The sequence below is a fragment of the Aminobacter sp. LjRoot7 genome (assembly GCF_964252895.1).
Lineage (GTDB): Bacteria > Pseudomonadota > Alphaproteobacteria > Rhizobiales > Rhizobiaceae > Aminobacter > Aminobacter aminovorans_B.
Map to the genome: position 1 here is coordinate 98,479 of NZ_CAXUPX020000002.1, position 24,417 is coordinate 122,895.

Genomic DNA, 24,417 nt, shown 5'->3' on the forward strand with positions numbered 1-24,417 from the left:
GAAGGCCGGTTCGTCGAAGAACGCCTCGCTCGGACATCTGCTGCAAGCCGCCAAAAGCAGACGTCAATCCGCCGGCAAGCCTGGCACATCGAAGGACGCAGTAGAGAAGGCCGTTGGCGAGGTTGGCAACAGCCGCGCTCGACGCTGCGGAAGCGGTACTCGGTCAGGCGAATGCGCCCGGGTCGCAGTCTTAACACTTGGGCAGTCTGGGTTTGCGCGTCGCGCGGCGGTAGGTCCTTGCAGCAATTCGAGGCAGCTAGGGGACTCAGAACGAGGACTACGTCAAGAGTACCCATCAGACCCTCGGTCGCTCGCTTCCTTCTGGATATGGAATGGCGCTACGGCGACAACTGACAGCAGCTTCCTGGCTGGAAGTCCAATATCAGTTGCGACCCAACAGCCCCTCTCAAATTGTTGGTCCGCGACCCGCGGCATCCTATTTAGCTGGTAACCTGAACAAGCCCCGAGATGTCATGCGCAGTCCCCGGTTCCAACACACTTATGCCGCCGACCTCCCCGAACGGCTTTACGCCCATCCGGATCCATCCTCGGTTTCGACACCGCGTCTGCTTGAACTGAATGAAACACTGGCGACGGAACTAGGCCTCGACATCGGCTGGTTGCGTAGTCCTGACGGTATCGAAATGCTGGCCGGGAACCGCTTCCCCGCTGACGTGCGCCCCATCGCCCAGGCCTATGCGGGTCACCAGTTCGGCAACTTCGTGCCGCAGCTTGGCGACGGTCGTGCCGTCCTCATCGGAGAGTTGCTCGATACCAGCGGCCAATTGCGCGACGTTCAATTGAAGGGCTCCGGTCCGACCCGGTTTTCCCGCAATGGCGATGGGCGCGCTGCGCTCGGACCGATGATGCGCGAGTACGTCGTCAGCGAGGCGATGCACGCACTCGGCATCCCAACCACGCGAACCCTATCGCTGGTTGCCACTGGCGAGCACGTCTACCGCGAGACCAGGCTTCCCGGAGCGCTGATAGCGCGCGTCGCCGCCAGCCACATCCGCGTCGGCACGTTCCAGTACCTTGCCGTACGGGAAGACATCGACGGCCTGAGGGCGTTGGCGGACTACGCAATTGCGCGGCACTATCCGCATCTCGCCGAAATCCCCCGTCGCTACCTTGGGTTCCTCAATGCCGTTGTAGCAGCGCAGGCGAAGCTGGTGGCGCAGTGGATGCTGGTCGGCTTTATCCATGGCGTCCTCAACACCGACAACGTCGCCATTTCTGGCGAGACGATCGATTATGGTCCATGTGCGTTCATGGACGCCTATCATCCGGCGACTGTGTTCAGTTCCATCGACCATCAAGGCCGCTACGCGTTTGCAAACCAGCCCCGCATCACCGTCTGGAACCTGGCGCGACTGGCCGAAGCGCTGCTGCCCATTCTGGGAAGCAAAGCAGGCGGAGACGATGAAGGCTTTGAGCAGGCGAAAGCGATAATCGGATCGTTCCAGGCACGCTACGAGGCTGCGTTTCATGAAGGCATCCGCCACAAGATCGGACTGTTTGCCGAACAGCCAGGCGACCTTGACCTTGCTGCCGAACTGCTTGACCTGATGGCGCGCAACGGGGCGGATTTCACCCTCACATTTCGCGATCTCGCTGATGAGGTCGACGGCGCCGGCCGCGTGCGCAACCACTTCATCGACCCTACTGCTTTCGATGGCTGGGCCTTGCGCTGGCGTGAACGGCTGGCTCGCGAGCCGGAGACTGCAGCCGACCGCACTGCTCGCATGCGCACGGTGAACCCGAAGTACATAGCACGCAATCACCGTGTCGAAGCTGCCATCGCCGCCGCCACCGACGAAGGCGATTTTGGCCCTTTCCAGAGCTTGCTCGCCGTCTTGGCGCGCCCGTTCGACGAGCAGCCCGAGATGGAGGAATACGCGCGGCCACCAGCAGACGAAGAGCGCGTCCTGCAGACATTCTGCGGTACGTAATTGCGACTACGCTACAGGTGCCGAATGAGATGGGTTGCTGTCTGATCGTTTTACCATGCATGGTTCGGCGAGAATGAGTGTGGGGAATGACAGCTATTGCTGTCTGTGAGGCGGAAGCCGTCTCTGGAATCGACACGTTTTTTGCCGGCAGCTATCCCACATCAGGGGCTCAAAACCGGACTGTCTGCTGTCGGCCCTTTGCAGACATCCACACTCGGACAACGCCCCCACCGCCAGTTTGCAGTCATCAGCGCCGGACTGGTCGCGGGTCAATGAACTGACTTCAGCAGAAAATCGCGGAAGCACCGTGCGGCCGGCGAAAGGGAACGCGTCCGCTTCTGGATCAGGCTGACCTCGCGTTTGATGTGCGGCTCGGTCGGTGTGCGGACGACGAGGCCCATGGAGGTCGCAAGGCGCGTTACGGCCGAGGTCATGATAGCGACGCCGAGGCCGCCTTCAACCATGCCTATGATCGTAAGTGGCAGTGCCACTTCTTGCATCGACTTGTCCAGTGGCAGAACGATGCCGTTGCGCGCCAGTTCGTTTTCCAGCCGGTCACGGATCGGGTTGCCGCGCTGCGGGCCGATCAACCTGCAGTCGGCAAGGTCGGTCCAGCGCAGTTCGGGACGTTTCACCAATGGGTCCTCGGCATGGAGCACCACTAAGAACTCATCGGTGGAGAGCCGTGTGCCAACGAGTTCCGAATCGTCTTCCGGTACTGTGCCAAGTCCAAGGTCCACCAAACCGTTGGCGACCTGCTCCAGCACGGTTTTCTCAGCGACATCGTGCAGCTCGACCGTAATCTCGCTGTAGAGCTTGGTGAAGGCGTTGACGAGCTGTGGTAGCATCAGGGCAGCCTGAACCGTGCCGGCAGCCATCGTGACTTTGCCGCGCCGCAGCGCGGTCAGTTCCCGCGAGCTCTCCACCATGCCCTCGATATCGGCAACGGCGCGAGCTGCGATCGGCAGGATGTCCATGCCCGCCTGCGTGAGGCGCAGCAGGCGGGTGTGCCGGTCAAAGAGACGAAGACTGAGATTTTGCTCCAGTTGCCGGACCAGCGTGCTGACGGCTGATTGCGACGAGCCGAGTTTGTCGGCGGCCAGCGTGAACTGCCCGAGATTTGCCACGGTAACGAAGGCGCGAAGCTGTTTCAGCGTGATGTCCATGCTGATCCATTCATTCAGTTGTTAGATGAATAAATATGATTATGCCGATTGTTTGCTGATTTGGCCAGCCGCATGATCCCCCTTGTACGGCGTGCGGTGTAAAAACATGAGGCCAAGATGCCCCCCACCGCGCCGGAACACTATTCGCTGGGAGGATAGCGAATGTCCAATCTTGTAACGACGGATCCCGTCGAGAAGAAGTACCCGTTCCCGAGCCTTTTCGCTCTAGGCCTGCAACACGTTCTCGTCATGTATGCCGGCGCTGTCGCCGTGCCGCTCATCGTTGGCAGCGCGCTGCATTTGCCCAAGGATCAAATCGCGATGCTGGTCAGCGCGGATCTGTTCTGCTGCGGCATCGTCACCCTGATCCAAGCGCTCGGTTTCGGTCGCCACGTCGGCATCCGGCTGCCGATCATGATGGGCATCTCGTTCACCGCCGTTCCGTCGATCATCGCGACGGGCAACAATCCGGACCTTGGTATGCCCGGCGTCATTGGCGCGGTCATCGGCTCTGGTGTCTTCACTATCATCGCCGCTCCCTTTTTCGGGAGGTGGGTGCGGTTCTTTCCGCCGGTCGTCACTGGCACTGTTATGCTGGTCATAGGCCTTTCGTTGATGCGCGTCGGCGTGAATTGGGCCGCTGGTGGCCAGCCGATGATCCGTGGGCCGGAAGGCATGATCCCGAACCCCGCCTATGGCGCACCCTTTGCGCTCGCCGTCGCAGCCATCGTGCTGCTGTCGATCCTGCTGCTCACACGGGTTCTCAAAGGCTTTCTTTCCAACCTTGCGGTGCTGATGGGCATCGGCATCGGCTTTGCCATCGCGATCGCATCCGGCAAGGTTGATTTCCATGGCGTCGCCGACGCCGGCTGGGTGCGCATCATCCACCCGCTTGCCTTCGGCTGGCCGGTCTTTGAATTCTGGTCGATCCTTTCTCTCTGCGCGGTCATGACGGTCATGATGATTGAATCGACCGGGCAATTCCTGGCTGTCGGCGACATGGCCGGGCGCAAGATCACCCAGGCCGAACTCACCCGCGGCCTCAGAACCGACGGTGTGGGTAACATCATCGGTGGCCTGCTCAACACCTTCACCTATACGACCTATGCGCAAAATGTCGGCCTGCTCCAGATCACCGGCGTCTTGAGCCGCTTCGTGGTCGCGGCGGGCGGCGTCATCCTGATCCTGCTCGGTTCGCTGCCGAAGGTTGCCTTCATCAGCGCGTCGATCCCAAGCTACGTCGTGGGCGGTGCCGCCATCGTCATGTTCGGCATGGTCTCGGCGACGGGTGTGAAGATCCTGGCGAGAGTGGATTTCGTCGCCAACCGTCGCAACCTCTACATCGTCGCGGTCAGCGTCGGTCTCGCCATGGTGCCGGTTGTGGCCGACAACATCTTCGCCCAACTGCCGTCAGCAGTTGAAAAGTTCTTACACAGCGGCGTGCTCGTTGGCACCTTCGCGGCAGCACTCCTCAACATCCTCTTCAACGGCGTGCCCGCGAAAGAGCCTGAGGACAGCGAACTGCAGAACCATACGCCAGCTGCCGACCTCGCCTGAACAGCACAAACATTAGTCCGGCGGCTTGCGCGCCGCCGGAGCCCCGAGCCGCGCAGGCAAGAGGCCAAGCGGCCAGAATCCAAGAGGAATGCCATGAGGCGCTTTGAATACCATCGGGCGGACACGCTGGAGCAGGCCTCCCGTCTTCTCACCGATCTCGGTGACGACACCTTTTTGTTCAACGGTGGTACAGACCTCCTGGTCGAAATCCGCGAACGGCTGCGCCGCGTGCGCAACGTCGTCGACATCAAGCAGATCCCTGGCCTGTCCGACATCACCTATGACGAAACGCGCGGCCTGACTTTCGGCGCGCTGGTGACCGTGGGCCGCCTGGAGCGCCTGGCACTGGTGCGCCAGCGCTACCCGAACCTGTATGCGGCCTTCGCCTCGCTCGGCTCCATCCAGGTGCGCAACCGTGCAACTGTGGTGGGCAATGTCTGTCGTGCCTCGCCGTCAGCCGATACGATCCCACCGCTGATTGCCGACGGCGCGTTCATCCACATCTACAGCCGCACCAACATGCGCGTCGTGCCACTTGCCGAATTCTTCACCGGCCCCGGCAAGACGGTGTTGGCAAAGGGCGAGATCGTCACCGGCATCACCGTGCCGCCCGCCAGCGACAACTCCGGCAAGGCTTATCTCAAGCACGGCCGCCGCAAGGCAATGGAACTCTCCACCGTCGGCGTCGCCGTCAGCCTCACCATGGAAAACGGTCTCTGCAATGACATCCGCATCGCGCTTGGCGCGGTCGGCGCAACCGTGCTGCGTGCACCCGAAGCCGAGGCCATGTTGCGCGGCACTTCACTCGACGCGGCAATAGTCAAAAGCGCCGCCAACAGGGCGATGGAAGAGTGCGCGCCGATCAGCAACGTGCGCGCCAGCGCCGATTACCGCCGCGACATGGTTGGCGTGCTAACCGGCCGCGCCATCAAACAGGCATTGGAGGCTTTCGCATGAAACGGATCGTCGAACTCACCATCAATGGCGAGCCGCGCGACATGACGGTGGATACTTGCCGATCGCTGCTCGATGCGCTGCGCGACGACGTCGGCCTCACCGGGACCAAAAAGGGCTGCGATGTCGGCGATTGCGGTGCCTGCACCGTCATTGTTGATGGCGAGCCGGTCAATGCCTGCCTGATGCTAGCTGTGGAAGCCGAAGGCCGCTCGGTCGAGACGATCGAGGGGCTTCAACCAGGCGTCGACACGCTGCACCCATTGCAGGATGCGTTCATGCGCCACGGCGCCTCGCAATGCGGCTTCTGCACGCCGGGCATCCTGATGATGGCCAAGAAGCTGCTCGACGACAATCCGACCCCGTCGGACGAGGACATCCGCTTCGGCCTAAGCGGCAATATCTGCCGCTGCACCGGATACACCAAGATTTTCGACGCGATCAAATCCGCCGCGATCGAGATGGAGGCCGCAAGACAATGAACGTGACGACCCCTATCGAACAGCGCGATTTCAAGATCGTCGGCAAGAGCGTTCGCCGCGACGACGTGCTCGAAAAGGTGACGGGCGAGGCCGAGTACACCGGCGACGTCAAACTGTCGGGCATGCTGCATGGCAAGATCAAGCGCGCAGCAATCGCGCATGCCCGCATCAAGAGCATCGATGTCAGCAAGGCGCTTGCTTATCCCGGCGTCAAGGCTGTGCTGACCCATGAGAATGTGCCGCGCGTGCTGCACTACGGCTCTCCGCATCCACGCTCGGCCTCCTGCACCAAGGACCAGTACATCCTCGATGACAGGGTACGCTTCTGGGGCGAGGGCGTCGCCGCCGTCGCGGCCGTCAGCGAGGAGATCGCCGACGAGGCGCTCGACCTGATCGAAGTCGAATATGAGCCCTTGCCCGCCGTCTTCGAGCCGGAAGATGCTGCCCAGCCGGGTGCGCCGCTCATTCACGAGGTCGGCCCTGGCGGCAACTTGGTTCTCGATCCGGTGCGCATTAATCGCGGCGATGTGGACGCCGCTTTTGCCCAGGCGGATTTCGTGCTCGAAGGTATCTTTTCCGGCGGGCGGCCACATCCGGCCTATATGGAGCCGAATGTCTGCATTGCAGACTGGGACGGCTCGAACAAGCTCACCTTCTGGACCTCTACCCAAACCTCTTTCATGGTGCGCGGTATCCTTGCCGAGGTGCTCGGTCTGCCGCTCACCAAGGTGCGCGTGCTCGTCGACCATATGGGCGGCGGTTTCGGGGCAAAGCAGGATCTGTTCCAGCACGAATTCTTGTGCGCGCAGCTTGCGAAAGAAACGCGCCGGCCGGTGAAGATGGAGTTCACCCGTCACGAGACCTTCGTTGCCGGCCGCTCGCGCCACCCCTGCAAGATCTGGCTGAAGCAGGGTTTCAAGAACGACGGCACGCTCGTCGCGCGTGACATGAAGCTGGTCTACGATTCTGGCGCATATGGCTCGCATGGTCCGGGCGTCACCATAGTCGGCACGACGGCTGCCACCTCTCTCTATCGCTGCGAGAACGTGCGGCTGGAAGGGCGCTGCGTCTACACCAACACGCCGATCAACGGTGCCTTCCGCGGCTATGGCGTGGTGCAGAGCTATTATGCGCTCGATATCCAGATGGACGAGGCGGCCGAACGGCTAGGCATGGATCCGGCGGAGCTGAAGCTGAAGAACGTCGTTCGCGCCGGCGACATCGCACCGTCGGGCCACCCGATCCTTGGTCATGGCCTCGAAATCTGCCTCCAGCACGGCGTCGACGTGCTCGATTGGAAGAAGCTGCGCAACCGCGACCGCACGCCAGACCCCAAGCACCCCCACATCCGCACGGGCTGGGGCATCGGCTGCGAAATGCACGGTTCTTCCGCCTATCCCGGCATCAAGGAACAGGGCAACGCCACAGTGAAGGTCAACGAGGACGGTACTGTGACCTTGCTCACGGGGGCCGCCGGCCTGGGCACCGGCGCGCACACGGCACTTGCACAGATCGTTGCGGAAGAACTCGGGGTGCGCTTCGAGGATGTTGGCACGATCCATGGCGATACCGACGTAGTACCGTGGGACATCGGCGCGTTTGCCAGCCACACGACCTATCTCGTAGGCACTGCTGCCAAGATGGCAGCCGGCAAGGTCCGCACTGCGGTGCTCGAACGGGCAGCGATGAAGCTGCAGGTCTCGCCGGCCGAGATCGATCTTTCCGAAGGCAAGGTCTTCGTCATCACCGATCCAGGCCGCTGCATGACGGTCGCTCAGGCGATGGGTCCTTCGCGTGGTATTCCCGCCGCCAACATCGTCGCGAACGGCACATACGAGCCGACGAAATCCTATTCCTTCGCCGCGCATTTCGCTGAGGTGCATGTCGATACGGAAACCGGCATTGTCGAGGTCAAGCGCGTTATACCCGTTCACGATGTCGGCCGGGTCATCCACCCGATCGCTGCGCAGGGCCAGATCGAGGGCGGAATCCAGCAAGGCATCGGCCACACGCTGACCGAAGACTACATCATCGACAAGAAGACCGGTCGGTCGCTCAACGCCGGTCTCGTCGATTACAAGATGCCGCTCTCAATGGACATGCCGGATATCGAGACGATCATTCTCGAGGCGGCACCCGATCCGGGTGGCCCCTGGGGCGCGAAGGGCGTGGGCGAGGATCCGATCATCGCCATCGGCCCGGCCATCGCCAATGCCATCCACGACGCCATCGGCGTCCGTTTCCGCCACTATCCGATCACCCCGGAAGACATCCTGAAAGCCTTGAGGGAGAAGGGCGCATGAACATGCAAATCGAACCTGTGAGCCAGAAACTCCCTATAACGATCCTGACCGGCTTCCTCGGATCGGGAAAGACGACGCTGCTCAACTACATCCTCACCGAACGCCACGGCCACCGCATCGCGGTGATCGAGAACGAGTTCGGCGAAGTCGACGTCGACAGTGACCTGGTGCTCGCCTCCGACGAGGAAATCTTCCAGATGCAGAACGGCTGCATCTGCTGCTTCGTCGACGTGCGCAACGACCTCATTGACGTGATGAAGAAGCTTTTGAGCCACAAGGACAAGTTCGACCACATCATCGTCGAGACTTCGGGGCTGGCGGACCCAACCCCCGTAGCAACCGCCTTTTTTGTCGACAGAAGCGTTGCCGACGAGGTCGAACTGGATGCTATCGTCACGCTGGTCGATGCCATGCATATCGATCAGCACCTCTACGATCCGGTGCTCGACGGCAGTGACAACCAGGCCGTCAACCAGATCGTCGCGGCCGACCGCATCATCGTCAACAAGATCGACCTTGCTGGCGAAGAGGCGCTTGGCTCGCTGGAGGCGTCGCTGCGCAAGCTCAACCAGACAGCACCCATCCTGCGTTCCAGTTACGGGGTGGTCGATCTTTCCAACATCCTCGGTGTCAACGGCTTCCGTCCGTCCTATGTTCGCGAGCGGGCGGAAATCCTCGACATCGACATGGACGACGACCACGATGCGCATGGCCATGACGAATGCAACGATGCGGCCTGCGACCATCCGGACCATGACCATGGGCACCATCATGACCACGGCCACGGCCGAGCATCGGTCCTGCGCCCGCACAGCCACGATGCGACGGTGAAATCCCACTCTTTCGTTTATCCCAACTCCTTCGACGGCGAGAAGCTCGCCACCTTCCTGAAGGATTATCTCGGCGAGCGCGGCGACGACATCTTCCGTACCAAGGGCATTGTTTCGGTGGCCAATGACGAGCGCTTCTTCGTGCTCCAGGCGGTGCACAAGCTGGTCGATTTCCGTCCGGATCACGGCTGGGGCGAGGACACGCGGAAGTCGAAGTTCGTCTTCATCGGCCGCAATCTCGACCGTGACGGCATAGACAGGAACTTGCGCGCATGCCTGGCCGCCTAGCAGCACTTCTCCCGTCATAGGCCGTCTGCTCAAAGTCCTCTGTCTAACACGCTCGCGCAATCTCCAACGCGGGGGCGATCGACGCCATTCTTTGAGAAAAGTCTTTTAAAAAGAATGGCTTATGCAACTTTCTTATTGACATGAAGTCGGCCTCATGGTTTCTTCAAAGCCGAGTAGAAGCGCCGACAATTGCTCACCGTCTGTTGGACGATGAGGCCGCGATGTCGATGCTCACTGCGAAAGGAACACCTGTCGGTTGCAGCCGCCCTGCGGCATCCGCACCGACTATCCTTCCCCATCATCGGCATTTCCTGAGATCGCGCATCCATGCCGGCTTTTGGCCGGCCTGGGGTTCATCGCGCGGCCCCGCATCGACCGGACCCTCTACGACAGGAGAACAAGGATGATCATTGATCTAAGCTGCTACCCCACCGATCTGGTGGACTTGGCTTGGCGCCACGACGGACCGCCGTTCACCGGCGACAAGCTTTTGAAGATGATGGACGGCCCGTACTATGTGAACGGCAAGCCGCGCCGGATCGACAAAGCCTTCATCCAGCCGCCGCAAGGCAACACCATCTACACCCATGAAGTCATGGACCTGGAAGGCAAGGCCGCCATCCGCCAGTACATGGCCTATACGGAAAAGATGGTAACGGAGCACCCGGACCGTTTCCTTGGCTGCTTCGTCTACAACCCGCGCTATGGCACGCAGAACGGCGCCGAAGAAATCGAACGCTATGCCAAGGAGTTCGATTTCAAGATGGTACAGCTGCAGGCGAATATGCATGCCTACCGCCCTGACCGCGCGCTCGACTGGCTGCGTCCGGCGATGAAGAAATGCGCCGAGCTCGGCCTGATGGTGAAGGTGCATACCGGCGACGGTCCATACTCAATCCCCACCGAGTTCTATCCGATCATCCGGGAGTTCCCGGAAGTGAATTTCATCCTCGCGCATTTCGGCGTGCAGACCGGCGGTGTCTACGTGTTCGAGCCGATGCAAATGGCGCTCGATACGCCGAGCGTCTACGTCGAATCCGGCTGGTGTCTGCAGTCGCGCATCGTCGAGTTCGCCAAGGTCCTGCCCAAGCACAAGATCCTGTTCGGCTCCGATACGCCGCCGAACGAACCAGGCATGTGGATCAACCTTCTGGAAGTCCTCTGCCACGAGCCGCCGCAGGGGCTCAACCTCGATGAGGATACGTTGGAGGATTACCTCGGCAACAACACCGCCCGCATGATCGGTCTCGAGCCGACCAGGCCGCCGGCGACCGTCGAGGAAGCCGAAGCGTATTTGCGCCAGCACGGCGTCGCGCTTGCCGCGTAAAACTGAACGGAGTGAACAATGATCATCGATACCCATCTTCACCCGACGAACCTCGTGGACGAGGCATGGCGTCATACCGGTTCGCCCTTCACGGGTGAGCGCATGCTGAAACTGATGGACGGCCCCTACATGATCAACGGCAAGCCGCGCCGGATCGACATGGGCTTCATCCAGCCGCCACCAGGCAACACCGGCTACCGGGACGGCAACCGCAAGGGCCGCGACGGCATTCGCGACTACATGGCCTATTGCGCCGAGCTTTGCCAGACGTACCCGGACCGCTTCATTGGCAACTTCAACTACAACCCGCGCTGGGGACCTGAGAACGGTGCGGCGGAGCTGGAATTCCACGTCAAGGAATACGGCTTCAAGATGCTGAAACTGCACGCCAACATGCACGGCTATCGTCCCGACCGTGCGCTCGACTGGCTGCGTCCGGCGATGAAGAAGTGCGCCGAGCTCGGCGTGGTCGTGCTGATCCACACTGGCGACGGCCCGTACACGATCCCGACGATGTTCTACCCGATCATCCGTGAATTCCCGATGGTCAACTTCATCATCGGCCATTTCGGCATTCAGACGGGCGGCAACTACTCGTTCGAATCCTTCTGGATGGCGATGGATACGCCGAACGTCTACTGCGAATCCGGCTGGTGCTTTCAGTCGCGCATCGTGGAGTTCGCCCAGCAGTTGCCGAAGAACAAGATCGTCTTCGGCACGGACAGCCCGCCGAATGATCCGGGCATGTGGCTGCGCGAGCTGGAGGTGCTCTGCAAGGACCCGCCGCACGGCATCAACCTCTCCGAGGACGACCTGGAAGGCTATCTCGGCAACAACATCGCCAAGCTTGTCGGCATCGACCCGTCCCCGCCGCCGCGCGACGTAAAGGATGCCCAGGCACGCCTCAAGGATTCCTACGCCGGCGTCGACCGCGCCACCGGCAGGCATCTGGAGTTCGCGTGATCGACCAGGGCGGCGCCCTCCGGGGCGCCGCTCTCCACCCGCAGCATCGAGGCCGAGAACATGACCCAGCATCACAAGCAAGACGTCCGCCGCTTCCTGGCCGACTACCGGGACCAGCATCCCGAGGACGTCATCACCATCGATGGGCCGGTCTCGGACGACCAGGACGCAACCGCGTTGATCTGGAACCTGGCAGACAAGGGCCAACATCCGATGCTGCATCTCAAGAATGTTAGCGGCATCGGCAGTGAGGTCGTCTGCAACATCTTTGCCTCGCGTGACCGCATCGCCCGTCTGCTCGGCTCGACCGCCGACAAGCTGCACGAGGCGTATCAGGCCCGCTCCAACCGGCCGTTCGCGCCAGAGGTGTTGGAAAGCGGCCCGATCACCGAGGAGATCATTTCTGGTGACGCCGTCGACCTGCACGCATTGCCGATGCTGAAGCACTTCGACACTGACCGTGCGAAATACATCACCAGCGGCATCATCATCGGCGAGCACCCTGAAACCGGCGCCGGCAATCTCAGCTATCACCGCGCGATGATCCATTCGAAGAATTCGCTCGCGACCTCGCTGCATTCGCGCGGCCATCTCTGGCGCCTGATGAACATGGCAAAGGAGAAGGGCGAGCCAATGCCGGTCGCCATGGTGATCGGCGGCCATCCGCTGTTCATGATCGCCGCCTCCGCCCGTCTTGCCTTCGGCGAGGACGAGCGGGATGTCGCCGGCGGACTGATGGGCGAACCCCTGCAGGTCGTGCGCACGCCGAAATACGGCATCCGTGTGCCCGCACATGCCGAGATCGTGCTGGAGGGCGTACTGGATCCCGAGGCCCATGTGGAGGAGGGGCCGTTCGGCGAGTTCACCGGCTATTCCTCCGACCGTTCGACCAACAACCTCTTCACAGTCGAAACCATCATGCGCCGGCGTGATCCGATCCTCGTCTCTGTCGCCGGCGGCAATTCAGCTGAACACCTCAACCTTGGCCGCGTGCCGCGCGAGGCGGAGGTGGTGGAGAAGCTGAAAGCTCGTTTCCCCTCCATTACAGCCGTGCACTACCCGTCGTCGGGCACCCATTTCCACGCCTATATCGCGATGAATCAGACGCGCGAGGGCGAGGCACGGCAGGTCATGCTCGGCCTGCTCGGCTGGGACCAGTACCTCAAGACCGTCGTGGTGGTCGATGCGGACGTGGATATCACCCGCGACAGCGAGGTGCTCTGGGCGCTTGCCACCCATTTCCAGCCACACAAGGATGTCGTCATCATCGAGGGCCTGCCTGGCAATGCGCTCGACCCGTCGGCGAGCGGCATCGGCACGACCTCGCGCATGGGGCTCGATGCGACGCGCGGCCCGAACTTCCACGGCGTTCGCGCCCGGATAAGCGACGAGGCCTCGGCTCGCGCTGCCGCACTCCTCAAAAGCGTGGGATAGGCCATGACGACGCGGCCAAGTCGCATGATCGTCGGCATTTCGGGCGCTTCCGGCATGGTCTACGGCAAGCGCATCCTCGAAGTGCTGCGCGACCTCGAGATCGAGACTCATTTGATCATGTCACGCGCCGCCTGCATCACGCTCGCGGCCGAGGCGGATTTCACCAAGCAGGATCTTGAGGCGCTGGCGACAGTCACCCATTCCAACAAGGATATCGGCGCCGTCTGCTCGTCCGGCTCCTACAAGACGCTTGGCATGATCGTCGCGCCTTGTTCGGTGAAGACCATGGCGGAAATTGCGACTGGTACGACCGACAATCTGCTTTCCCGCGCCGCCGACGTGGTGCTGAAGGAGCGCCGCCGCCTCGTTTTGATGCTGCGCGAGACGCCGCTCCATCTTGGCCATATCCGCAACATGGCGCAGGTCACCGAAATGGGCGGCATCATCTATCCGCCCGTTCCGGCCTTTTACGCCAAGCCGCAAAGCCTTGAAGAAATGGTCGACCACACCGTTGGCCGGGTGCTCGACCTCTTCGATCTCGACCCCGGCATCGTACGCCGCTGGCCGGGAACGCAGGGAGGGGAATGATATGGGCGCCCGCATTGCCAGCGAGCCGAAAACGCTCACGCCAGAACCCCGCGCTGCCTTCCTCTCGGACGATGCGATCGACATCCTGGCATTCGCCGCCGAAGCGCTCAAACAGGGCCAGGCCGCCGCCCTCGTCACGCTCGTTGAAATCCGCGGCGGCGCTGCCCGCGCCATCGGCGCGCAGATGGCGGTGCGCGATGACGGCCTTTATTGCGGTTTCGTCTCCGGCGGCTGCACCGAAGCGGCGGTCGCCGCTGACGCCGTGGTCGCCCTCCAGAAAGGCATCGATCGCAAGCTTCGCCTCGGCGAAGGTTCGCCGTTCTTCGACATCGTGCTGCCCTGTGGCGGCGGCATCACGCTGGCTATCCACGTCCTGCGAGATGTCACCGCACTCCGCCACATACTTGCCGCGCTGCACAGCCGTGCTCCTGGGCGCCTCCGGTACAACCCTGGCAGGCAGGTTCTTTTCTTCGAACCAGGCGAAGGCGTGAGTTGCTGGGAGGGGGAGGAATTTGTGCGCGTCTACCACCCAAAGCAGCGCATGCTTGTTGCCGGCACGCCCCTGGAGGCTGGCGTGGTGGCGCGTCTCGCGGAAGTATCCGGCTATGAAGTCGTGAAGATCGAGCGGGGCCAAGCTCCATCGCCGAAACAGCTGGACGCTGACACGGCGGTCGTGCTCCTCTTCCATGACATCGACCGTGAATTGCCGCTGCTCGAGGCTGCGCTCGCCTCATCCGTCTTCTACATTGGCGCTCTGGGAAGCCGCCGTACCCACGCGAAACGCTGTGAGGTCTTGCGCAAACGCGGTCACGGCGAGACCACGCTTGCCAGGATCAAGGCGCCTATCGGCATATTCGACAAGGCGACAGACGCAAACTCGCTTGCCCTTTCGGTGGTCGCCGACCTCGCGCAGGCAAGATTGGTCCACCTGAAGGGCAAGGTCCCGACCGACCCGACGGTCCCCCGGACGCTTGCTCTCAACACGATCGACAAGTGCTTCGACCCCATGAACGCATGTGAACTCATCACAAACGCGGTGGTCGACTAGCGATACGCCCGGGCTTTTCGCTGGCCGCAGGCCTCCCAGCTTGTCCAGCGTGTTCCCAAAGTCCGGCGTAGGCCGGCGACGCATTCGGGGGCTCCCACAACGCTCCCTTGCGTCGCCGGCTCCTTATCCTGCCCTGCATGCAGTGCCAGCAAATCGTTTGAAAGGCGAACCGATGAAGAGCGTTTCCACGCCACGAGCAAACGGCAGCATTCAAGGTGCCTGTCCGCAAGGGGCAGAGCTATCCTTCTCAAATCGCATCGAACTGACATCTCGCGCGCTGATCAAGAATGAGCGTGGCAATATCCTGCTGGTCAGATCCAAGAATTCAGCCAATCGTCTGTGGCAGATGCCAGGTCGCCAAATAGGGCGCGGAGAAAGCTGCGCCATGTCGATTGTTCGATGCCTTCACGACGATCTGGGAATCCTCACATGGCCAGTCACGGCAGTTTTCATAAATGACCAGTTTGATGACATTAGTGGCCTCCACACACTTTCGATCACTTATGCGGTTTCCATACTCTCCGGAGAACCGCGTGTAACAGCCTCTGGCCAATTGGATGAGGCGCGGTGGTTTGGTCAACCGCCCGAAGGTGTTACCGAAGAGACTGTCTGTGCGCTGGAGAGTCGCGAAATCGTAATGTTCAGAGCGTCCTGACAGGTCCAGGCCAGCCTTAGGCTCACCGAAAGCCAGGTGCCGACGACTGGATCGCACCACCTAAGTGCGACCGAGGGCGCTTGCGCCAGCGTTTTCAGGTCGCATCGCCGCCACGAAGGCCGCTTTCAAACGTTCAGCTGCCGGTGACAGGCTATGCTGGCGCCGTTGCAGGAGCGAGACATTGCGCATTACGGTCGGGTCGACGAGATCCACGGTCGTTACACGAACTGCTGACGCCAGTTGGCTGGAATTCTCCGGCAAGACGGCAACGCCCATGCCGGCGGAGATCATGCTGATGGCGGTGGTCGAGAAGCGCACTTCGTATTTTGGCTGGAAGTTGGGCACAACACGGATGAGGTTATGCTCGACAATGCTGCGAAGCGGATTCGTGGCGGCGAGCGTGATGAGTGTCTCGCCCTGCAGCTCGGCCCAGCGAACGGATTTTTGCCTGGCGAAGCGATGGTCTTCGCGGCAGACAAGCATGAGCTTGTCGCGCATGAGAGGCGTAGCGGTGATTTCGGGATCGTCTTCTGAGAGCGTGCCGATGGCGATATCGACCTCATTGCGCTTGAGCGCCGGACTGATCGCCTCTTCGGGCATGTCGCGGATGCTGACCAGAATTTCGGGATGCATGCTCACGAACGCTGCAATGATAGGGGGCACAATGGTCGCTGCGAGCACGATTGCAGCAGCGATCGTCACCTGGCCGCGTTTCAACGATGCGTTGTCGCGCATATCGCCAACTGCTAGTTCCAGGTCTTTCAGTATCTTACGGGCTTGTGGCAGGAACTCCTGGCCCACGAGAGTGAGCGAAACCATGCGGGTGTGGCGGTCAAACAGGCGTACGCCAATCTCCGATTCCAGATCTCGAATGACTATGCTGACGGCCGATTGCGTGAGGTGAAGGTTCCGGGCCGCGAGATTGAACTGGCCAAGGTCGGCCACGGCGATGAAGGCCCTGAGTTGCCGCAGGGTGATATTCATGGATGTGCGGCCCTCCTGTTCTCCAATGTCATCAAATCCTGCCGTCCCTATGCCTGTCCAGCCCGCAGCACCGGTTGTTCGGTCTCGCCTGCCATTGGCAACACTGCTTCGTGGGACCGGATACAGTCTGATACCACACCCGGCCCGACCGGTTTGAGTTCAATCCAGATAACCGTGGCGGTCGGCGAGATAGAACACCTCCAGCAGCGTGCTCACGGCAGCGCCCGATTTTGCATGGCCGAGCACCTCGAGCGCGTGGTCTAGCTCCTTCGAGCGCTTGATCAATTCACCGACGGAATAGCTGGTCATCATGCCGTAGATATTCATAGGCAGGCTCGTCTTGACCGCTCCCCCCTCGGCAACGACATATCCGCCAAGACTGTTGTCCACCTCCTTGATGGCCGCAAGCATGTCGGCCGGGTCAGCACCCATGGTGATAATGTTCGGCCGGGGTGCGGAGAAACCGATGGCGACTGCGCCGGCGTTCAACGGGAACTGCCTGATGAAGCCAGTCGTAACCTTGCGCTTGGCGCCTTCCATGGGAAAGCGCTCGATGATGGCGAAGCGTAGCAACTTCTCGCCATTCAGTTCAGGCACGATCGCGCCGTTTTCGATTGGAAGCGAGACCTCGCGGGAAAACCCTTCCGGGCCGAAGCCGAAGAAATTGAAGACCGTCACCTTGGCACTCTTGCCGTCGGTCGCCATCTCGATGGGCGTCGCCTCGAAATCGCGAGCGTTGAAACCTTCGAGGCCCTTCTTTGGTGGCGTTACCAAGGCGGAATAGTCGATATCCGCGTTCACAAGCAGCTTGCCGTCCTGCGCGACCAACTGGCCGCCCTTGAAGACGTATTTTGGCGTGAAGTTGCGCAGATCGTCGACAAGCACGATGTCGGCGAAGCGGCCAGGCGCGAGTGAGCCGAGCTTGTCCTCCAGCTTGAAATGCCGAGCTGTGTTGTAGCTGCTCATCTTGATCGCCTGGATAGGGTCCATCCCATAAGCGATCGTTTCCCGCACAGCGGCGTCGAGACTGCCGACCTCCGTCATGTGCTCCACCGACAGGTTGTCGGTCGACATCATGACGTTTTGCGTCGGGATGTGGCCGCTCACCATTCCCGGAATGATGTTGTCCACGCCGTGCAGACCGTAGAGCAGGAAAGAGGGCAGACCGATCTTGAGGTTGTTGGCGATATCGCTTGCGCTCCAGCTGTCGTGGTCGTCCATGGTGCCGAGTGCCGGGAAGAGGTTTTCCTTGTCAGCACCTACATCGCCGACATGGCCGGAGATCAGCTTGCCCTTGGCGCGGGCATAGGCGATCTTCTTGAGGTCCTCGTCGTCGTCCCTGAACAGATTGGATGGGTTCAGTTCGCCGAGGCCGAGAATGAAGTCCCAATCAAGCATCGCCTTTGTGAAATCGCCGCGCACCTTCTTGCCTGGCGCGAAGGGATAAATGCGGTAGGGCAGTTCGTCATGCTTGGCGAAGAGGATTTCGGCGGCTTTCAGCCCGTCGTCGCCAGCCGCGCTGACAAGGTCAAGGCATTCGGCGAAGACGGTGGTGACGCCACGCGGAACCATGGCCTCGGCCAGCGCGGTAGGCGTGACAAGCTGGGATTCGAAGTGGAAGTGCCCGTCGATCAGGCCAGGTACTGCATATAATCCCTGACCGTCGAACTCTTCCTTGGCCGTTGTCTTCTCCGGATCGACCGCGACAATCCGGCCATTGCTGATAAGCAGCGTGCTCGGGAAAACGCCGTCGCGATAGACATCGACGATCTTGACGTTCTTGAGCAGGAGGTCGGCTTTTTCCGTGCCCTCGATGATCCCACGCAGTGCCTTTGCCTGCGCCAGTTCGCTGTCGAAGTCAGCCGCCACGACTGGGTGACCCGCCATCGCCAGCCCGACAGCGGCGCCGAGGGCGAGATGAAGCACTCTTGTCACTGTAGCCATTGCTCGATTCCTTTCATGATGGATTGAAAGCACCACACGTGATGGGGAGAGGGAGGCGCGGCTCGCGCCAAAGGCTGAGGTTTCCGCATCCAAGCCTGCGGAAACTTTGGTCTTGGTTTTGCTGGATTCCAGCGCGGCCTAGCTTGCCAGCGCAGGCTGGTCCGTCTGGCCGGCCATCAGCAGACCAAGTTCGTCGAGGCGAGTGCGGTCAGGCGGCAGTTCACCTAGGATTTCGCCGTGGAACATCACCAGGATGCGGTCGCAGATCGCGAAGAGTTCTTCGAGTTCGGTGGAGATGAGCAGAATGGCGCGGCCGTTGTCGCGCTGTTTCAGCATCTCTTCCATCACGAATTCCATGGCGCCGATATCGATGCCTCGGGCGAGCTGGTTGACGAGGATGAATTCCGGGTTGCGGGCAAGTTCGCGCGCGACCACCAGCTTCTGCTGGTTGCCGCCGGAGAGAGCGCCGATCGGCTGATCCTCGTCGCGGCTTTTTATGCGAAACCGCTTGATGAGATCGCGAGTGTGTTCGCCGATGACCCCACGGTTCAACATACCATGGCTGGCGAAAGGCTTCTGATCGTAGCGCTGGAGGATTGTGTTTTCGCTGAGCGACATCGAGGCCACGATGCCGTGTTTGTGCCTGTCCTCCGGGATGTGAGAGAAGCTGCTGGCATTGATGCGGGCCGGGTCGAGGCCGGTAATGTCCTTGCCGTTCAGCATCACGCGGCCGCTGTCGACCGGCAACAGACCGGAAAGCGCTAACGACAGTTCCGTCTGACCGTTGCCGGACACGCCGGCAATGCCGACGATCTCGCCGGAGCGCACGTTCAGGCTTACGCCGCGCACGGCGGGAAGGCCGGTCTCGGCGCGGCAGGTGAGGTTGTCGACCGACAGCACAATGTGGCCGGGCGGTTCGGGGCTGCGCGGCAGCTCCATGCGCACGTCGCGGCCGACCATCATGCGGGCAAGCTCGCGCGCATTCGTCTCGCCGACATTGACCGTGTGCACGACACGCCCATCGCGCATGACGCTGATGCGATTGCTGACGCGCATCACCTCGTCGAGCTTGTGAGAGATGAAGACAACCGTCTTGCCGTCCTTGGCGAGGTCTCCCATCAACGAAAGCAGGCGGTCGGTCTCCTGTGGGGTGAGCACGGCTGTCGGCTCGTCGAGGATGAGCAGGTCGATGCCGTGGAACAGGACTTTCAGGATTTCCACTCTCTGCTGCTCGCCGACCGAAAGGTCTTCGATGATCGCGTCCGGACGCACGTCGAGGGCATAGCGATCCGAAAGCTCGCGGATTTTTGCGTGGACCTCGTCCATGTCGTTAATGACACGCAACGGAGATCCCTGGCCGAGAATGTAGTTTTCCGCCACCGTCAGGTTCGGCACGAGCATGAAATGCTGGTGCACCATTCCGATGCGCTGGCGGATCGCCTCGCGCGGGCTGTCAAAGCGAACTGACTGGCCCTTGAAGACGATCTCGCCTTCGTCGGGCCGAACCATCCCGCAGATCATGCTCATCAGAACACTCTTGCCCGCACCGTTCTCGCCAAGCAGCGAGTGGATCTCGCCCTCCTCGATTTCCAGTGACACGCCATCGCTGGCAACGATCGGACCGAAGCGCTTGCGGATGTTCTCGACGCGCAGGAAGGGTTTCTGAGACATATCCGTCACCTCATCTCGTAGGGCTGGCCGAGTTTGCTGGGCGCAGCGCCTTTGCCACGGACCACGACGAGCGTGACGATCGTCATGATGTAGGGAAGCGCCTGCAGCAGCTGATAGGGCACAACGATGGATGCCTGCGCCTGGAGCATCAGCTGCAGCGCGTAGAACAGGCCGAAGAGCAGCGAGACGAAGAACGCTCCCATCGGCGACCAGCGTGCAAAGACGACCACGGCGAGCGCGATGAAGCCGCGGCCGGAGGTGATGCCCTCGACGAACTGATTGGAATGCCCGAGCGTCAGGAAGGCCCCGCCGAGGCCAGCGAGCCCAGTGCCGACCAGCACCGCGGCATAGCGGTAGCTCGCAACATTGCGACCGGCGACGTCGACGGCTTTCGGGTGTTCGCCGACGGCGCGCAGCGTCAGGCCGAAGGACGTGCGGAAGAGCACAAGGCTGGCCAGGATCGCGACGAGGATCGTCGAATAGACGATGAGGTTCTGCCGGAAGAAAGCTTCGCCAAGAAAGGGGATATCGCTCAGGAAGGGGATATGCACGGGCTGCGCGATCTCGATGCCCTTGCCGGTCGAGACGTAATAGGTACGGAACAGGAAGGCTGTGAGGCCCATGCCGAGCAGGTTCAGCGCCGCACCCACAACGATTTGGTCCGCCTTGATGGTGATCGTAAAGAAGGCAAAGATCACCCCGAACAGCATGCCGCCCGCGATGCCGGCCAGTAAGCCAAGCGGGATACTGCCGGTGGCGAAGGCTGCAGCGAAGCCGCAGAAGGCACCGACGAGCATGGTGCCTTCCAGCCCGATATTGAGCACGCCCGCTCGCTCGGAAAATATTTCGCCGATCGAGGCGAAGATCAGGGGCGTCGCAAGCCTCCAGGCGGCGCCGGCAAGCGTCGCGAGAAAGGTGAGAAACATCATGTCGTCCATGGAGATACCCCTCAGGAAGGTCGCCTAGAGCAATTCCGACAAGGTGCGCGAAGTGGTCCTGCCCGGGAATTGCGCAAATGCTCCAAAGTTTTGTTTTCCCTCAGGGCTCAGTCGCCTTGCGGGAGTTTCCATTCTTCAAGCCACGATCCTGCGGATGTCGCGCAGCCTGGTGAAGGCGACGACCGAGAGAATGACGATACCCTGTATGATCAGAACGAGGACCTGCGGCACCTGCGAGGTGATTTGCAGCACCTCCGAGCCGGAGCGAAGGGTCGCGAAGAGCCCGCCCGAAACGATCGCCGCCAGGGGGTTGTTGCCGGCAAGCAGCGCGACCGCGATGCCTTCGAAACCGTAGCCCGGCGAAATGTTCTGGTAGAGGCGGTGCGTGACACCCGCCACTTCGAAGGCGCCGGCCAGCCCCGCCATTGCACCGGAAATGCACATTGCGATCATCACGTTGCGGGCGACCTGCATACCGGCATAGCGGGCTGCGTATGGATTGAGACCAACGACGCGGAGTGCAAAGCCGCGGCTGCTGCGCTGCAAGAAGATGTAGAGCGCGACTGCCAAAACGACGGCGACGATGATACCGATATGGAGGCGCATGTCGGAGACGATGCGTGGCGTCCAGGCTTCGCGGATAAGTCGGGCAGATTGAGGATAGGCAGCACTTGCATCGCGCATAGGGCCGGTGACGAGATAGCTCGTCAGGATCAGCGCGATGTAGTTGAGCATGATCGTTGTGACGATCTCGCTCGCCTGGAAGCGTACTTTGAGATAGCCGGCAACGCCTGCCCAAGCGGCACCCGCCAAGGCGCCGGCCAGCATGACAAGCGGCGCATGCACCCAGACGGAAAGCCCGTCAAAACTGGTGCCGACCAACGTGGCGGCAATCGCGCCAGCATAGAGCTGGCCCTCGGCGCCGATGTTCCAGATCGAACAGCGGAAGGCGACGCAGAGGCCGGCGCCGATAAGGATCAGCGGCGTCGCCTTCAGCAGGATTTCGCCAACCGAGCGCATGTCCTGAAAGGAGCCAAAGATCATCACCGTGACCACGTCGCTCCCATTGAAGCCGTTCAGCCACAAAAGGGCCGCGCCGCAGGCAAGCGCGACAAGGACAGCTGCGGCCGGCGTCACGGCGTTTATCACGGCTTGCCTGAGCGTTCGGCCGAAAGCTTGGGCTGCTTGAGGATACACGTTCTCACGCACTCCCTGGTTTACCTGTTCCATGGGTCCGGTCCGAATGTTGGTATGAGGCGTAGCAAGGCGCTGCGGCCGAAGGGCCGGCCGCAGCGCTCGCCAGTCACTGGGCGTCGGTCTTGATCTCACCGGCAGCGATTTTGGCGCTGATCGCCATCACCTGGGCGCGGATATCTTCGGGCACGGAGACCGGGCCGTCATCGCGGAAGGTGAATGAGATGACTTTCGGATCCTTCAGGCCAAAGATGATGTTTTCCTTAGGCGGGCTGCCGTCTTTTATCGAGCGCACGACTTCCACCACGCCCTGGGCGTAATCGGCAACGTAGAGGCCGAGAATGTTGTTGGGTGCGACCTGGGTAAAGTCGCTGAAGATCGAAAAAGAGCGCACAGCCGGCCCGGATTCCGAGATCGCCTGATAGCCGCCGACGGTCGCACCCGAAGCATTCGGCACGACGAAATCCGCACCCTGTGAAATCATGCTCAAGGCTGCTTCCTTGGCAGCGGTCGTATCGGTAAAGTTGCCGATATAGGCCTCGCTGATAGGGAATTCCGGATTGACGCTCTTGGCGCCGTTCTTGAAGCCGACAAAGGCCTGCTGGATCGGCGGGATTTCCATGCCGCCGACGAGGCCGGCCTTTTTGCCCATCTTAGCTGCGATGACGCCCATGAGGTAGAAGGGCTGGCTCGTATCGGTGTTGAGGCCGATGACATTGCCTTCGTGAATGCTGCTCGACGAGATCAGGAAATAGGTGTCGGGATAATCGAGCGCGACTTCCAGTGCGGCGTCCTGGAATTCGAAGCCATGGCCGAGGATGACCTTGTAGCCCTGGCTGGCATAGTCGCGGAACGCCTTTTCGAACGAGGCCGGATTCTGTTGCAACTCGACATAGCTGATCTTGGCACCGAGCTGTTCTTCGACGCCCTTCAGCGCATTGAAGCCGATCCGGTTCCATCCCTCTTCCGAAACGCTGCCGGGCACGAGAAGGCCCATCTTGAAGTCTTCGGCCTGTGCCATCGCCGGAATGGACACGGCGATGGTCAGCGCCGCCACTCCTTCCACGAACGTTCTGCGTGAAAGTCTCATTGCTCTTCCTCCCATTTGATAAGTTCCCAGGGACCGCGCTTATTTCGCGCGTGTCTGGATCTCACCCGCAATGATCTTCGCACTCACCTCTTCAAGGTGAGTGCGCAGGTCTTGCGGTATCGATCTGGCGGCTTCGTCGTTGAAGGTGAACTTGATGACGTCCTTATCCTTCAGGCCGAAATCGACATTGCTTTGCGGCACGGCGCCGTCCCGAATGCCCGAGACGATGCGTACGATGCCTTGACCGTAATCGGCTATGAACGTGCCGAGGATATTCTTGGGGGCGACGTCGGTGTAGTCGCTATAGACGCTGAAGGTGCCCGACTGCGTGCCTGATTCCTGCGCGGCGTGGATGACGCCCAGTCCCGCTGCATTTGCATTGGGAACGACGAAATCGGCGCCCTGGGCCATCATGCTCACGGCGGCTTCCTTGGCGGCGCTCGCATCGGTGAAGCTGTTGATGAAGACCGTGGACACGGGGTAGTCTGGGTTCACGCTCTCGGCACCTTTCCGAAAGCCCTCGAAGGCATGCGCGATGGGCGGAATTTCCATGCCACCGATAAGGCCCGCGCCCTTGCCCATCTTTGCAGCGATCACGCCCATCAAGTAGAAGGGCTGGCTGGCATCGGTATTGAGGCCGATGACTTTCCCTTCATGTACGCTGCTCGACGAGATGAGGAAAACGGTGTCGGGGAAATCCTCAGCCGTCGTGAGGGCGGCGTCCTGGAACTGGAAGCCATGGCCCAGAACGACCTGATAGCCCTGGCTGGCATAGTCGCGGAACGCCTTTTCGAAGGCGGCTGGGTTCTCGGCCAGCTCGACATAGCTGATCTTGGCGCCGAGCTCCTTTTCCACTCGCTTCAGCGCGTCATAGGCGATCCGGTTCCAGCCTTCCTCCGCGACGCTGCCGGGTACCAGGAGGCCCATCTTGAAATCTTCGGCATGGGCATGGTCTAGCCAGATCATGCCTGCAAGGGCCGACCCGAGAGTGGAGGCAAGCAGCGAACGACGTGAAAATGCAGTGCTCTTCATCCCATTCTCCCATTAGA

General features: G+C 61.2%; 20 protein-coding genes. 12 read left to right on the forward strand and 8 right to left on the reverse strand.

From position 1 onward, the window contains the following. The first annotated feature begins 473 nt into the window (after positions 1–473). Positions 474–1,952, forward strand: coding sequence for a protein adenylyltransferase SelO (locus ACSQ3E_RS06200; RefSeq protein ID WP_436122480.1), 1,479 nt, complete (start codon positions 474–476; stop codon positions 1,950–1,952). Between the two features lie 269 nt (positions 1,953–2,221). Here the strand turns inward: ACSQ3E_RS06200 and ACSQ3E_RS06205 are convergent, their stop codons facing one another. After that, positions 2,222–3,118, reverse strand: a complete 897-nt coding sequence (locus tag ACSQ3E_RS06205; RefSeq protein WP_436122016.1) for a LysR family transcriptional regulator — start codon at positions 3,116–3,118, stop codon at positions 2,222–2,224. A gap of 162 nt (positions 3,119–3,280) precedes the next feature. Between ACSQ3E_RS06205 and ACSQ3E_RS06210 the strand changes: the two genes are divergently transcribed. The 11 genes from ACSQ3E_RS06210 to ACSQ3E_RS06260 all read left to right on the forward strand — a co-directional run bounded on the left by ACSQ3E_RS06210 (position 3,281) and on the right by ACSQ3E_RS06260 (position 15,547). Beyond that, entirely contained in the window at positions 3,281–4,675 is a 1,395-nt protein-coding gene (locus ACSQ3E_RS06210) for a nucleobase:cation symporter-2 family protein (RefSeq protein ID WP_436122017.1), read from the forward strand. Positions 4,676–4,768: 93 nt separating this feature from the next. Then, positions 4,769–5,632 carry an FAD binding domain-containing protein gene (locus ACSQ3E_RS06215; RefSeq protein ID WP_436122018.1) on the forward strand — a complete coding sequence of 288 codons (864 nt, stop codon included), beginning with the start codon at positions 4,769–4,771 and terminating at the stop codon, positions 5,630–5,632. Then, positions 5,629–6,111 (forward strand): (2Fe-2S)-binding protein, encoded by a 483-nt coding sequence (locus ACSQ3E_RS06220; RefSeq protein WP_436122019.1) that lies wholly within the window; start codon positions 5,629–5,631, stop codon positions 6,109–6,111. Before ACSQ3E_RS06215 ends, ACSQ3E_RS06220 begins: the two co-directional genes overlap by 4 nt. Then, entirely contained in the window at positions 6,108–8,414 is a 2,307-nt protein-coding gene (locus ACSQ3E_RS06225) for a xanthine dehydrogenase family protein molybdopterin-binding subunit (RefSeq protein WP_436122020.1), read from the forward strand. Before ACSQ3E_RS06220 ends, ACSQ3E_RS06225 begins: the two co-directional genes overlap by 4 nt. Further along, positions 8,411–9,532, forward strand: a complete 1,122-nt coding sequence (locus tag ACSQ3E_RS06230; RefSeq protein WP_436122021.1) for a CobW family GTP-binding protein — start codon at positions 8,411–8,413, stop codon at positions 9,530–9,532. The genes ACSQ3E_RS06225 and ACSQ3E_RS06230 overlap by 4 nt, the downstream gene beginning before the upstream one ends. Positions 9,533–9,935: 403 nt before the next feature. Beyond that, positions 9,936–10,859, forward strand: coding sequence for an amidohydrolase family protein (locus ACSQ3E_RS06235; RefSeq protein WP_067964806.1), 924 nt, complete (start codon positions 9,936–9,938; stop codon positions 10,857–10,859). 18 nt (positions 10,860–10,877) lie between these two features. Further along, positions 10,878–11,822, forward strand: coding sequence for an amidohydrolase family protein (locus tag ACSQ3E_RS06240; protein ID WP_310322955.1), 945 nt, complete (start codon positions 10,878–10,880; stop codon positions 11,820–11,822). A 60-nt stretch (positions 11,823–11,882) separates the two neighbouring features. Continuing rightward, positions 11,883–13,256, forward strand: coding sequence for a UbiD family decarboxylase (locus tag ACSQ3E_RS06245; RefSeq protein WP_436122022.1), 1,374 nt, complete (start codon positions 11,883–11,885; stop codon positions 13,254–13,256). A 3-nt stretch (positions 13,257–13,259) separates the two neighbouring features. Next, on the forward strand, positions 13,260–13,844 hold the full coding sequence (locus ACSQ3E_RS06250; RefSeq protein ID WP_067964800.1) for a UbiX family flavin prenyltransferase: 585 nt from the start codon (positions 13,260–13,262) through the stop codon (positions 13,842–13,844). A gap of 1 nt (position 13,845) precedes the next feature. Then, the gene (locus ACSQ3E_RS06255; protein ID WP_436122023.1) at positions 13,846–14,892 is read left to right on the forward strand and encodes an XdhC family protein; all 1,047 of its coding nucleotides are present in this window, start codon (positions 13,846–13,848) and stop codon (positions 14,890–14,892) included. A gap of 172 nt (positions 14,893–15,064) precedes the next feature. Then, on the forward strand, positions 15,065–15,547 hold the full coding sequence (locus ACSQ3E_RS06260; protein ID WP_436122024.1) for an NUDIX domain-containing protein: 483 nt from the start codon (positions 15,065–15,067) through the stop codon (positions 15,545–15,547). Positions 15,548–15,607: 60 nt separating this feature from the next. On the opposite strand, the gene ACSQ3E_RS06265 is transcribed toward ACSQ3E_RS06260, so the two are convergent. The 7 genes from ACSQ3E_RS06265 to ACSQ3E_RS06295 form a co-directional block, all read right to left on the reverse strand. Further along, the gene (locus ACSQ3E_RS06265; RefSeq protein ID WP_310322962.1) at positions 15,608–16,531 is read right to left on the reverse strand and encodes a LysR family transcriptional regulator; all 924 of its coding nucleotides are present in this window, start codon (positions 16,529–16,531) and stop codon (positions 15,608–15,610) included. A gap of 159 nt (positions 16,532–16,690) precedes the next feature. Further along, positions 16,691–18,475: an adenine deaminase C-terminal domain-containing protein gene (locus tag ACSQ3E_RS06270; protein ID WP_436122025.1), complete on the reverse strand. Its 1,785-nt coding sequence runs from the start codon at positions 18,473–18,475 to the stop codon at positions 16,691–16,693. Between the two features lie 138 nt (positions 18,476–18,613). After that, the gene (locus ACSQ3E_RS06275; RefSeq protein WP_436122026.1) at positions 18,614–20,146 is read right to left on the reverse strand and encodes an ABC transporter ATP-binding protein; all 1,533 of its coding nucleotides are present in this window, start codon (positions 20,144–20,146) and stop codon (positions 18,614–18,616) included. 5 nt (positions 20,147–20,151) lie between these two features. Continuing rightward, positions 20,152–21,084 carry an ABC transporter permease gene (locus ACSQ3E_RS06280; RefSeq protein ID WP_436122027.1) on the reverse strand — a complete coding sequence of 311 codons (933 nt, stop codon included), beginning with the start codon at positions 21,082–21,084 and terminating at the stop codon, positions 20,152–20,154. A 135-nt stretch (positions 21,085–21,219) separates the two neighbouring features. Then, positions 21,220–22,233 (reverse strand): ABC transporter permease, encoded by a 1,014-nt coding sequence (locus tag ACSQ3E_RS06285; RefSeq protein ID WP_436122028.1) that lies wholly within the window; start codon positions 22,231–22,233, stop codon positions 21,220–21,222. Positions 22,234–22,387: 154 nt separating this feature from the next. Then, on the reverse strand, positions 22,388–23,368 hold the full coding sequence (locus tag ACSQ3E_RS06290) for a BMP family protein (protein ID WP_436122029.1): 981 nt from the start codon (positions 23,366–23,368) through the stop codon (positions 22,388–22,390). Positions 23,369–23,407: 39 nt separating this feature from the next. Further along, positions 23,408–24,400, reverse strand: a complete 993-nt coding sequence (locus ACSQ3E_RS06295; RefSeq protein WP_436122030.1) for a BMP family protein — start codon at positions 24,398–24,400, stop codon at positions 23,408–23,410. Positions 24,401–24,417: the final 17 nt, after the last annotated feature.